Origin of the sequence: Mycobacterium sp. SMC-2 (genome assembly GCF_025263485.1) — a bacterium.
GTDB lineage: Bacteria > Actinomycetota > Actinomycetes > Mycobacteriales > Mycobacteriaceae > Mycobacterium.
This window is the reverse complement of sequence record NZ_CP079863.1, coordinates 4,882,024-4,893,482: the sequence shown is the minus strand read 5'-3', so window position 1 is coordinate 4,893,482 and position 11,459 is coordinate 4,882,024. Positions and strand designations below refer to the sequence as shown.

The window sequence follows — 11,459 nt, the reverse complement described above, 5'->3', positions numbered from 1 at the left end:
CGCGGGGCCTGCCGGGCAACCCCGGGTAGGCTAAACCCGCCCTAAATTGACCATCTTTACTTGTAGACTGCGTAAAGTCCGTTTTCACTGCGAGCCATGCCGCGCATGGGTGTTGCAGGCGTGTCAACGCATGAGCGCGGTGGGGCCCTGCGAGGAGCTGAGGATGTCCGACAACATCACGTGGCACGAGCACCACATCTCTCGCGAGGCACGCGAACGGCTCAACGGCCACAAGGGCTGTGTCATCTGGTTCACCGGGCTGAGCGCCAGCGGTAAAAGCACGATCGCGAACATCGTCGAGCGGAAGCTGTACGACCGCGGCGTGCGGAGCTACCTGCTGGACGGGGACAACGTCCGCCACGGGCTCAACGCCGGGCCCAACCTTCTGCAAGAGCGCCACGGAACCGATTTCGCCAAGCGGTTCGGCCTGGGATTCTCCGCCGAGGACCGTGAGGAGAACATCCGGCGCCTCGGGGCGGTCGCGAAGTTGTTCTGCGATGCCGGCGTGGTCTCCGTGACGGCCTTCATCAGCCCGTACCGGCGCGACCGCGACGCTGTCCGCGCCACCCTCGGCGACGGCGATTTCTTCGAGATCTTCGTCGACACCCCGATAGAGATCTGTGAGCAGCGTGATCCGAAGGGGCTGTACAAGAAGGCCCGGGCAGGTGAGATCCGGGGATTCACCGGAATCGACGATCCCTACGAAGCCCCGCTGAGCCCGGAGTTGCGGCTCGAGGGCAGCACGAAGGATGCGGACACGCTGGCCGAGGAAGTGATCTTTTATCTCGAGACGGCGGGCGTTGTCCCCGCCCGCGCAACTGCCTGCCAAGGGCCTGACACACACCGCTAAGCGAGGTCATGGGATGGACTATCACGGTCACAATGGGAAACCGATCGTGGAAAGAGTGTTTACGGACGACGCGGCCGGACAGATCAAAGGGCTTCCGCGCGTCCCCATCTCGAAGGCCACCGCGCACGAGGTCATCAGCCTTTCCTACGGGTTCTTCACACCGCTGACCGGGTTCATGGGCCGGCAAGAGGTCGACACCACGCTGGACAAGTTGGCGCTGCCGGACGGGACGCTGTGGAGCATCCCGATCGTGTTCGACATTTCCGAAGACGACATCGAGCGGCTGGACATCACCGAGGGCGGCAGCGTGGTCCTCGAATATCTCGGGACCCCGATGGCCATCCTCGACGTCACCGAGATCTACAAGTACGACCTGCAACGCCTGGCGGAAAAGACCTACGGCACAACGGATCCGCGACACCCGGGCGTCAAGAAGACACTGGCGTATGAGAACCGGTTCGTCGCCGGGGACGTCACACTCATCAATGAGCCGGTTTTCAACGAGCCGTTCAAGAGTTTCTGGCTCACCCCCAGGCAACACCTGGACGCGCTCGCGGAAAAGAACTGGAAAAACGTCGTCGCCCATCAGACCCGCAACGTGCCACACACCGGCCACGAGGCGCTGATGAAGCAGGCGTGGTTGGCCGCCAACGAGGACCAGCCCGTCGACACCCTGAACGCGGGCGTGCTGGTCAACGCGATCATCGGGCAGAAGCGGGTCGGCGACTACATCGACGAGGCAATCCTTTTGGCGCAGGACGCGCTGAGGACCAGCGGGTACTTCCGCGAGGAGATCCACAAGGTGACCTTCACGCTGTGGGACATGCGATACGCGGGGCCGCGGGAGGCGATCTTCCACGCAATCCTGCGGACCAACCTCGGCTGCACGCACCACATGTTCGGGCGCGACCACGCCGGCGTCGGCGACTTCTACCACCCCTACGACTCCCAAGACCTTCTTCAGGAACACCGGTCGGAACTGGGCATCAAACCGGTCTTCCTGCGGGAGAACTGGTACTGCCCGGAATGCCGGGAAGTGACCAATTCGGCGCTGTGCGGTCACGACTCCAAGGCGCAGAGTTTCAGCGGAAGCCTGATCAGAAGCATTCTGACCGACGAGGTGAAGCCCACCCAGCAGGTCATGCGGCACGAGGTGTTCGAGGTGGTGCTTGCCGCCGCCGCCGAATACGGCCAGGGATCGCCGTTCGTCACCGAGCAGTACCTGGCGGACCGGCTGCCCGTCTTCACGCTGAACCCCTTGGAGGAAGCCCGATCATGAGCGGCGAGACGAAGATCAAGGTCAACGTGTGGATCAACGAGGAACGGCTCGAGGCGCTGGCGGACGCGGGAATGGCCGACTCGGCGAAGGAGGCTTTCGCCGGTATGCGGCTTCTGGAGATCCACACCACGGAGGAGCAGAAGAACGTTGTCCTGCAACGTTTTCCGGGAGCAAAATACGACTCGGCCACCACCAAGTCCATCGAACTGCTGCCCAAGAAGGTCAAGGATCGGCTCCTGGAGCTGTCGATCGCGCTGCGCTCCACGGGTCCTGACGTGGTGGACCGCTTCCTTGCCGAAGCGCAGTGCTGACGGTAGGGCGCTCAGGCGTCCAACCGGGTGAACTGCTGCTGGCGGTACTGCTCGACGCAGGCGGCCCGCCGGATCTTACCGCTGGTGGTGGTGGGAATCGACCCCGGCGGCACCAGCACCAGATCGGCGACGTTCAGACCGTGCGAACTCGAAATCGCCGCGGTCACATCGTTTTTGACGACGGCAAACCGGCGTAGCGCCTCCTCGTCGGAATCGCCGCGTTTCTTCAATTCGATGATGGTCACCAGCTTCTCGGTCTCGCCCACCGCGACGGAGATCGCCGCGACGCGACCCCCGGTGATCACCTGGACGGTGGACTCGATGTCCTCGGGATAGTGGTTGCGCCCGTAGACGATCAAAAGATCCTTCATCCGGCCCACGATGAACATCTCGCCCTCGGAGGCGAAGCCGAGATCGCCGGTGCGCAGCCATGGCCCCTCGGGCGTGCCCGGCGACGCGTCGGCGACGATGCCGCCGAAGGTGCGCTCGGTCTCCTCCGGCTTCCGCCAGTAGCCGCCCGCCACGTTCTCGCCGTGGACCCAGATCTCGCCGACCGAACCCGGCGGGCATTCTCTGCACGTGTCGGGGTCCACGATCCGCACCGTCGGCGATTTCGGCATGCCGTAGCTGAGCAGCGGCGAGCCGGTCTGGGCCGGACACCGTTCCGCGGTGCCCTCCGACAGCTTCTGGGGTTCGAAGTGCACCACCTGCGGGGCGCCGCGCACGGTGCGGCTGGCGACGTACACGGTGGCCTCGGCCAGGCCGTAGGAGGGGCGCATCATGCGGTCGTCAAAGTTGTACGGGGCGAACCGTTTAGAGAACCGGTCCAGCGTGGCCGGATGGATGCGTTCGGCGCCGCTGATGATGCCCAGCACGTGGCCCAGGTCGACGCCCTGCAGGTCGGCGTCCGTTGTCTTGCTGACAGCCAGCTCGAAGGCGAAATTCGGCGCCGCCGACATCACCGGGCCGCCGATCGACATCGCGTGGATCCACCGCGCCGGTCGCTGCAGGAAGGCGACCGGGCTGGTCAGGTCACCGCGATAGCCGCCCAGGATCGGCGCGATGACGCCGAGCACCAGCCCCATGTCGTGGTAGAAGGGCAGCCAGGACACCACGGCGGTTTCGCGGGGCGGCACGCCATTGACGTCGACGAAGTAGTCGGCCATCAGCTGCCGGAAGTTCACCTGAAGGTTCCGGTGGGAGATCATGACCCCGGCGGGCAGGCGCGTCGAGCCGGACGTGTACTGCAGGTACGCCGTGTCGGGGGCGCCGCTGGTCCGGATGCTCGGTGCGCCCGCGTCCAAATCCAGTGCGTCGACGGCGATGACGGCCGGGGCGGGGTCAGAGGCCGGCTGCCGGATGTAGTCGGTGACGGTACCGGCCGCCGCGGACGTGGTGAGGACGACGGTGGGCGCGGTGTCGGCCAGGACGGCGCTGACCCGTTCGTCGTGCGTGCCGGCCGCCGGCACCGACAGCGGCACCGCGATCAGCCCGGCCTGCATCGCCCCCAGGAACGCCACGATGTAGGGCAGACCCTGGGGAGCGAGGATCACGGCCCGGTCCCCGACGGCGCCGTGTCGCTTGACCTCGTGCGCGACGTTCAGCGTCCGCTGGTACAGCTGCGCCCACGTGAGTGCCTCGGTGACGCCCGCCCAATCCTGCTCGTAGTCGGTGTACCGGAACGCGACATCGTCGGGCTGCAGACCCGCGCGTTCCCGCAGCAGGGCGACCACGGACGCGTTCGGCATGGCCGTTAGGTTACCGCGTTGCCGCGGTTCCGCATGATGGTCGTGGGTTTTCGGCTCGGGCTGGCGGGGGTGTGGGCGCCATCCTGTCCGACCGCGCGAAAAACGCTGTACGGCAGTCCGATCACGGCTGGGTGTCCCACGTGCTTGGCAGCATCGGCGCGCGCGTGCCCCCGCCGAAGGAGTCGTGGGCGAGCGCGGTCAGTCCCGCCGGCGTGGTGGCGGACTGCGCCGGTAGGGTTCCGGCGAACCCCAGGGCTTCCGCGCCTCGGGCCGACGGTGTCGGCTCCGCGTCCAGATACTCGTAGCGGCGGCCGATTTGGTTGGCCTTCGCCCGCCGGCGCCGCCCGTGCGAATCCTGTTCCTCCGGCTGCGCCACCGCGGGAACCTCGGCGTGGTCGGGCTCCGGCGCCTTTTTCGCACGCGCGCTGGTGCTCGCCGCCCGCCGAGCATCGGCCGTCAGGCCACCGACCAGGTAGGCGAGACCCTGCATCGTTGCCACCGGTGGTCCCGATGGTGTGGGCGGCGGGCCCCCGGGTGAGGGCGGTGCGGGCGCCGCGGCGGGCGCGGCTGTGGGCGCCGGGGCCGGCGCCGGTGCCGGTGCCGGCGTGGGGGGCGGGGCAGGCGCCAGCGCGACCGGGGCGAACGCAGGGGCCGGCACGATCGGCACCACCGGGATGGCATGCAGCCCGGCCAAACCCGTCAAGCCCGCGAGACCCCCCACCAGGGTGGGCACCACCAGCGGGACCACCGAAACCGTCAGCAGCGGAAGAATGACCGGGATCAACACGATCATCTGCTCGAGCAAGGTCTTCAGTAGCGCGATGGTATCGGTGATGATCGTGCCGATAGCTTCGATGGCGGTGAACAACAGGGTCCACGCGATGGTCGCGGGATTGCCGGAGGCGAACGCCGCCGCCAGGTCGGCCGCGATGAACGAGAAGGTCTGCGCCAAATAGGCGAAGTACGAACCGAAGTCCATCGGGTAGCCGAGCGCAAACGCGATGTTGAACGGGTTGAGGAAGCTCAGTGGATTGCCGAGAACGGGCAGCCACGGGTCGAATCCGGAAAACAGCGCGTGGAAGAACGGGTTGTTCATCAGCTGGTCTATCAAGGGCTGGATGTATCTGTTGTAGAAGTCGATGAAGCCGATCTGCCGCAACCACTCGAGCACCTGGTTCTGCCGGTCGGGGGGTGACGCCGATGGGGTGGAAGTGGCGGCCAGCGCCTCGGCCTTCATCATCTGCGGAGCGGGTTCGGTCTGCGGTGCGGCGGACACTGCCGCGGTGGCGACGCCCTGGTATGTGCTCATCACGGTTGCGGCCTGCACCCACATCCGCGCATAGTCGGCTTCGTTGATCGCGATGGGAATGGTGTTGAGACCAAGGAAGTTCGTCGCCACCAAGGCGGTATGGGTGGCGTGGTTGGCGGCCAGCTCGGCCAGGGTGGGCATGGCCGCCAGCGCCGCGGAGTAGGCGATGGCCACGGTTTCGTGCTGGACGGCCGCGGCCGCGCTGTCGGTGCTCGTCCGCACCAGCCACGCCAGATAGGGCGCGTGCGCGGCCACGTAGGCCTGGGCGGCGGAGCCGTCCCAGGCTGCGCCTTGCAGCGCGCCCAACAGCGCGGCCAGTTCACTGGCGGCCTCGGCGTATTCGGCGCTCAGCGAACTCCACGACGCGGCGGCGGCCAGCAGCGGGCCGGGGCCGGGCCCGCTGCTGAGCAGCGCCGAATGCACCTCGGGAGGCGAGGCCAGCCAGATCGGGGCGGTCATCGCTCGCCCACCTCGGGGCCGATGAAAAAGCTTGTGCGGCTCGGGTTATCGGAAAAGATGGCGGCGGGGCGGGTGGCAACGACGACGGCCACCCATGCAGGACGTGACATGGACGTTGACAGCTCTCTCGGGGTACTCCGCCCCGGGTCGCAGGACGCAATGACGCGAGTGTCCTGGCTCTCGGATCGCTGCTCGCCTCGCCTTCCAGCTGGTCAGCCGTGGCAGTTGAGGGTCGCTCCCCGATGACAGTGGCGGGACCGCGCCGGATTCGCACCGGCTTCCTGCATCGTCATCACCTTACGGGTCGCATTGTTACATCCGTTGTGTCCAAACACCAGCAAAACGTCAGCCGCTGCCCAGAACCCGCAGGCCGAGCGAAAACAGCAGCCTCACCTCGGGATCGGCCAGCGACGTCGACAACAACTTTTCGATGCGCCGCACGCGGTAGCGAACCGTGTTGGGATGGACATGCAACGACTGCGCGGCGGCGGCAATGTCGCCGAAGCTGTCCAGATACACCCGCATGGTCTCCGCCAGCACCGGCTCCCGGGCGCGCAGGTCAACGATCCGCGGATCGACCAATCGCTTCTCGCGGCCGACCAGGGTGAGGATCTCGTCGAGCAAGACGGTGGTGCGAGCCTCGGCCAGCGACGTCACCTGCGGAATCGAAATAGGATGGCGCGCAGCGCTGTCCAGCACGCGGTCCAGCTCGGCGCGCGCCGCGGCTACCCCGGCCAGTCCGGCGACGGGGGCGGCGATGGCGGCCCGCAGCTGCACCCCGAGTTCGGTGCGCATTGCGGCGACGGTGCCGCGGACCCACGAGGTGGCCGAGCGGGTCTGCGTCGCCGGCAGCAGCACATAGATCCGCGATCCACGAGAGGCCACCTGGGCGTCAGGCCGGAAAGCGCTGGCGCTCAGCGCCATCACGTCGGCCAATCGTGTCTGAGGGGACGCGCCGTCCGCCAGGTCCCAACCGATTAGCGCCGCGGCGCCGTCCGCGGCGAGGCCGAGTTCGCGGGCGACGGCGGCCACGTCGGGTTCGCCGTCGACGAGGCCCAACAGCTGCTGCACCCGCCGCAGGTGCGTAGATGGCCGGGCCGCCAACCGCGCCATGATCCGCGCGGCCAGCACCGCCGCGCCGCGCAGCATCTCCTCGGCGTCGTCGGCCAGCGGTACTGCGCCCTGCTGCACCCAGATGGTGCCGGCGAACTCCGGCGGTCGCCGCGCGTCCACCGCGGGCTGGTAAATCCCGACGGCCAGCCGCGGACGCAGGCCCAGCTCCGGACGCTCGGCCACGCGCACCACCTGATCGCTCGCCCGCAGCGCGTCGAAAATGCCCCACTGGCCGATCCATTCGAGATGCTCGGGCGGTCCCGCCCGGCCCAGGATGGAAAGGCGGCGCAGCTCGTCGGCTTCGTCGTTGGAGGCCGAATAGGCCAGCACACGCGATTGGGCGTTTTCGATGCTGACCATGCCGTGGATGCGGTCGGCCAGCGACTGCGCCAGGCCGAACAGGTCGGTGCCCGAGTCTTCGGTCGCGTCGGCGCGATCGCCGTGGTGCTCCAGGACGTGATTGACCAACTGGTAGAGCCGTTCCCAGCGCGCCCGCGGCTCCACGGCCACCACCGCGGACCCGGCCCCGACCGCCGCGCCGACCAGCGCCGCCGACGGCTCCTTGGCGAAGATCGCCACCGGGACGCGCTCGCCGACCTGTTTGTCGATCCAGCGCAGCGCCTCGTCGTCGGCGACTCCCAGCAGGAAGAACACGTCGGCCGAACCGGCGGCCGCCGCCAAGCCCAGCCGGACATCGTCGCTATCGATCAGCGCCGCCGAGCTCACCGGAAGGTCCAGGCCCCGCGGCGCCTCCACCAGGCCGACCAGCGTCGCGTCCAGCGCCAGCAACAGCTGACCCAGCCCCACTCCAGCCATTGTCCGATCGTACTACTAAATAGACACTATCTTGTCCGATCAGCTAACTCAGCGCGTCGTCGCGGCGAGGATCCTAACGACATGGACGCGATAACCCAGGTGCCGCTGCCGGCCAACGAGCCGGTCCATGACTATGCGCCGCACTCACCCGAACGCGGCCGGCTGCGCGGCGAGTTGGCCGCGCTGGCCGAGCATCCGATCGACCTGCCGCACGTCATCGGCGGCAGACACCGGATGGGCGACGGGGAGCGCATCGACGTCGTCCAGCCGCACCGGCATTCCGCCAAGCTGGGCACCCTGACCAACGCCGTCCACGCCGACGCGGCGGCGGCCATCGATGCCGCGATGGCCGCGAAGAGCGCTTGGGCGGCATTGCCTTTCGACGAGCGCGCGGCGGTGTTCCTGCGGGCCGCCGACCTGCTGGCCGGGCCGTGGCGGGAGAAGATCGCCGCCGCGACCATGCTCGGCCAATCCAAGTCCGTCTACCAGGCCGAGATCGACTCGCCCTGCGAGCAGATCGACTTCTGGCGCTTCAACGTGGCCTTCGCCCGGCAGATCCTGGCGCAGCAGCCCATCAGCGGGCCCGGCGAATGGAATCGCATTGACTACCGCCCGCTGGACGGATTCGTGTACGCGGTCACGCCGTTCAACTTCACCTCGATCGCCGGCAACCTGCCGACCGCGCCGGCGCTGATGGGCAACACCGTGGTGTGGAAGCCGTCCATCACCCAGACGCTGTCGGCCTATCTGACCATGCGGCTGCTCGAGGCGGCGGGCCTGCCGCCCGGCGTGATCAACCTCGTCACCGGCGACGGCTACGCGGTTTCCGATGTCGCGCTGGCCGACCCGCGGCTGGCCGGCATCCACTTCACCGGGTCGACGGCCACCTTCGAACACCTGTGGCAGCGGGTGGGCGCCAATATCGGCGGCTACCACAGCTATCCGCGGTTGGTGGGCGAGACCGGCGGCAAGGACTTCGTGGTGGCGCACGCCTCGGCGCGGCCGGATGTGCTGCGCACGGCGTTGATTCGCGGCGCGTTCGACTACCAGGGGCAGAAATGCTCGGCGGCGTCGCGGGCCTTCATCCCGCATTCGGTGTGGCGGCGCATCGGTGACGACTTCCTGGGCCAGACCGCCGCGCTGCGCTACGGCGACGTCACCGACCTGAGCAACTACGGCGGCGCGCTGATCGACGAGCGCGCGTTCGCCAAGAACGTCAAGGCCCTCGAGCGCGCGAAAAGCGCCGCCCACGTCACCATCGCGGTGGGCGGCGAATACGACGACAGCGTCGGCTATTTCGTCCGTCCCACGGTGTTGCTCTCCGACGACCCGACCGACGAGTCGTTCGCCACCGAGTACTTCGGTCCGCTGCTGTCGCTGCACGTTTACCCCGACAACGACTACGAGCGGATCCTCGACGTGATCGACACCGGCTCGCGGTACGCGCTGACCGGGGCGGTCATCGCCGACGACCGCGAGGCCGTGCTGACCGCGCAGGACCGGCTGCGCTTCGCCGCCGGGAACTTCTACGTCAACGACAAGCCCACCGGCGCGGTGGTCGGGCGCCAGCCCTTCGGCGGTTCGCGCGGCTCCGGCACCAACGACAAGGCCGGGTCGGTGCTGAACCTGTTGCGCTGGACCTCGGCCCGCACCCTCAAGGAGACGTTCGTCCCGGCGACCCACCACAGCTATCCGCACATGGCGGCCGACTGATGGGCGGCGTGTTCGCCGGCACGCTGCGGCCCGCGATCCTGGCGGCCGGCCGGCGACCGGGGTTGCGCCGGGCCGCTGAAGGGCTGCCGGTCACCCGTCGCGTGGTGCACCGCTTCGTGCCCGGCGAGACGATCGGCAGCGCGCTGGACAGCGTTGCCGCGCTTCGCTCTTCGGGCCGCTACGTCAGCATCGACTATCTGGGTGAAGACGTCACCGATGCCGAGGACGCCGGCGCGGCGGTGCGCGTTTACCTGGATCTGATCGACCGCCTGGCCCGGTTCGGAGATCACGCCGCCGTCCGGCCGCTCGAGATTTCGCTGAAGCTGTCGGCCCTGGGGCAGTCGCTGGATCGCGACGGCGAGAAGATCGCCCGGGAGAACGCCTTCACGATTTGCGAAGCGGCGCAGCGGGCCGGCGTGTGGGTGACGGTGGACGCCGAAGACCACACGACGACGGATTCCACCCTGGCGATCGTGCGTGATCTGCGGCTCGACTTCGAATGGCTGGGTGTGGTGTTGCAGGCCTACCTGCGGCGCACGCTGGGCGATTGCGAGGGATTCGCCGCGGCCGGGGCGCGGATCCGGTTGTGCAAGGGCGCCTACGACGAACCGGGCGCGGTGGCCTACCGTGATCCCGCGGCGGTGACCGGCTCGTACCTGCGCTGCCTGCGGGTGCTGATGGCCGGCTCGGGGTACCCGATGGTGGCCTCCCACGACCCGGCGATCATCGAGGCGGTGCCCGCGCTGGCGCGCGAAGCGGGCCGGTCCGCAACCGATTTCGAGTACCAGATGCTGTACGGCATCCGCGACGGCGAGCAGCGCCGGCTGGCCGAATCCGGCAACCAGGTCCGCGTCTACGTGCCGTTCGGCACCCAGTGGTACGGCTACTTCATGCGCCGGCTGGCCGAGCGGCCCGCCAACCTGACGTTCTTCCTGCGGGCGCTGGCGCAGCGCGATCACTGAGTGTGCGCCCACGGCTTTGCGTGTGCGCCCACGGCGGGAAATTTCACCGGAATCCCGCCCTGGACGCACACGCAAAGCCCACGATGCACACTCGAATCACCTCCTGCCGGCGTAACGTCTCGGCCATGAGCCTGGTCATCGACGAGATGCCCGATCTCGGCGTTACGCGGGTCTCGCGCTGGGTATTCAACTGTTACGTCCTGCAGGGTCGTGATGGCGTGGTGGTCGTCGACGCTGGGTTGCCGCGGGTCGCCACCGATCTGCAGCCGATCGTGAATCGGCTCGGCGGCACCGTGCATGCCGTGGTGGCGACGCACGGACACAGCGATCACGTCGCCGGCGCGGTGGAGCTGACCGCCCGCTATCACGCGCCAATCTGGTTGCCCGCCCTGACCCTTACCTATTTCGACGGAGCAAAACCACGCACGCCGACCCCGGCCCGCGCCGCACGTATTTGGCCCACCCTCATCGACCAGCCGTTCGACGGGGCGGGTCTGGCCGGCCTCCTCGGCGGCGCCCGCGTGGCGGGCTACGGCACGCCGGCCGGCATGCGCTGGGCGGGGCCACCCCCGCAGGGTGGACTGGCCGCCGGGGAGTCGCTGCCCGGCGCGCCGGATTGGACCGTGATCAAGGCGGGCGGACACACCGATGACAGCATCGCGCTGTGGAATGCGACCACCCGGACGCTCTTGTCGGGCGACGCCGTGCTGACGGCCCGCGGCAAGGTTTGGCACACACCGGAAATCGTCGATGCGGCCAGCGCCGCCGACACCCGAAAGCGCCTGGAAGGGCTACCGGTTGCGCACTTGTTGCCCGGCCACGGGCGGCCGGTTCACGCTACCGATACCGTTTGGCCGCAACAGCGGGGCTGAGTGTGCGCTCAGGTACTTGCGTGTGCG

The 11,459-nt window shown here is 68.3% G+C and carries 9 protein-coding genes and 1 riboswitch; of the genes, 6 read left to right on the top strand and 3 right to left on the bottom strand.

The window, feature by feature from the left end; all coding sequences use genetic code 11:
* Nucleotides 1-163 precede the first annotated feature (163 nt).
* From cysC to KXD96_RS22860, 3 genes are read left to right on the top strand one after another with little or no spacing between them, the layout of a single operon-like run.
* The gene (gene cysC, locus KXD96_RS22870; protein ID WP_260740188.1) at nt 164-850 is read left to right on the top strand and encodes an adenylyl-sulfate kinase; all 687 of its coding nucleotides are present in this window, start codon (nt 164-166) and stop codon (nt 848-850) included.
* Nucleotides 851-863: 13 nt separating this feature from the next.
* Entirely contained in the window at nt 864-2,129 is a 1,266-nt protein-coding gene (sat, locus tag KXD96_RS22865; RefSeq protein WP_260740186.1) for a sulfate adenylyltransferase, read from the top strand.
* A complete protein-coding gene (locus KXD96_RS22860; protein WP_260740185.1) occupies nt 2,126-2,440 on the top strand; it encodes a DUF6955 family protein in 315 nt (104 codons plus the stop codon). The genes sat and KXD96_RS22860 overlap by 4 nt, the downstream gene beginning before the upstream one ends.
* Nucleotides 2,441-2,451: 11 nt before the next feature.
* Here the strand turns inward: KXD96_RS22860 and fadD21 are convergent, their stop codons facing one another.
* The 3 genes from fadD21 to KXD96_RS22845 all read right to left on the bottom strand — a co-directional run bounded on the left by fadD21 (nt 2,452) and on the right by KXD96_RS22845 (nt 7,885).
* Nucleotides 2,452-4,188, bottom strand: a complete 1,737-nt coding sequence (gene fadD21 / locus KXD96_RS22855) for a fatty-acid--AMP ligase FAAL21/FadD21 (protein ID WP_260740183.1) — start codon at nt 4,186-4,188, stop codon at nt 2,452-2,454.
* A gap of 121 nt (nt 4,189-4,309) precedes the next feature.
* Nucleotides 4,310-5,956 carry a PPE family protein gene (locus KXD96_RS22850; protein ID WP_260740181.1) on the bottom strand — a complete coding sequence of 549 codons (1,647 nt, stop codon included), beginning with the start codon at nt 5,954-5,956 and terminating at the stop codon, nt 4,310-4,312.
* A 145-nt stretch (nt 5,957-6,101) separates the two neighbouring features.
* Nucleotides 6,102-6,291, bottom strand: a riboswitch (cobalamin riboswitch).
* 10 nt (nt 6,292-6,301) lie between these two features.
* Complete coding sequence (locus KXD96_RS22845) at nt 6,302-7,885, bottom strand: CdaR family transcriptional regulator (protein WP_260740180.1); 1,584 nt, start codon at nt 7,883-7,885, stop codon at nt 6,302-6,304.
* Nucleotides 7,886-7,966: 81 nt separating this feature from the next.
* On the opposite strand from KXD96_RS22845, the gene pruA reads away from it, so the two are divergent.
* The 3 genes from pruA (at nt 7,967) to KXD96_RS22830 (ending at nt 11,432) form a co-directional block, all read left to right on the top strand.
* Nucleotides 7,967-9,598, top strand: a complete 1,632-nt coding sequence (pruA, locus tag KXD96_RS22840; RefSeq protein WP_260740178.1) for an L-glutamate gamma-semialdehyde dehydrogenase — start codon at nt 7,967-7,969, stop codon at nt 9,596-9,598.
* Complete coding sequence (locus KXD96_RS22835) at nt 9,598-10,560, top strand: proline dehydrogenase family protein (protein ID WP_260740176.1); 963 nt, start codon at nt 9,598-9,600, stop codon at nt 10,558-10,560. Before pruA ends, KXD96_RS22835 begins: the two co-directional genes overlap by 1 nt.
* A 125-nt stretch (nt 10,561-10,685) precedes the next feature.
* Entirely contained in the window at nt 10,686-11,432 is a 747-nt protein-coding gene (locus tag KXD96_RS22830) for an MBL fold metallo-hydrolase (RefSeq protein WP_260740174.1), read from the top strand.
* The last annotated feature ends 27 nt before the right edge of the window (nt 11,433-11,459 follow it).

What these genes read in the sequence shown, in the direction of transcription:
- cysC (WP_260740188.1), top strand. Translation starts at nt 164, where the DNA reads ATGTCCGACAACATCACGTGGCACGAGCACCACATCTCTCGCGAGGCA.
- sat (WP_260740186.1), top strand. Translation starts at nt 864, where the DNA reads ATGGACTATCACGGTCACAATGGGAAACCGATCGTGGAAAGAGTGTTT.
- KXD96_RS22860 (WP_260740185.1), top strand. Translation starts at nt 2,126, where the DNA reads ATGAGCGGCGAGACGAAGATCAAGGTCAACGTGTGGATCAACGAGGAA.
- fadD21 (WP_260740183.1), bottom strand. Translation starts at nt 4,188, where the DNA reads ATGCCGAACGCGTCCGTGGTCGCCCTGCTGCGGGAACGCGCGGGTCTG.
- KXD96_RS22850 (WP_260740181.1), bottom strand. Translation starts at nt 5,956, where the DNA reads ATGACCGCCCCGATCTGGCTGGCCTCGCCTCCCGAGGTGCATTCGGCG.
- KXD96_RS22845 (WP_260740180.1), bottom strand. Translation starts at nt 7,885, where the DNA reads ATGGCTGGAGTGGGGCTGGGTCAGCTGTTGCTGGCGCTGGACGCGACG.
- pruA (WP_260740178.1), top strand. Translation starts at nt 7,967, where the DNA reads ATGGACGCGATAACCCAGGTGCCGCTGCCGGCCAACGAGCCGGTCCAT.
- KXD96_RS22835 (WP_260740176.1), top strand. Translation starts at nt 9,598, where the DNA reads ATGGGCGGCGTGTTCGCCGGCACGCTGCGGCCCGCGATCCTGGCGGCC.
- KXD96_RS22830 (WP_260740174.1), top strand. Translation starts at nt 10,686, where the DNA reads ATGAGCCTGGTCATCGACGAGATGCCCGATCTCGGCGTTACGCGGGTC.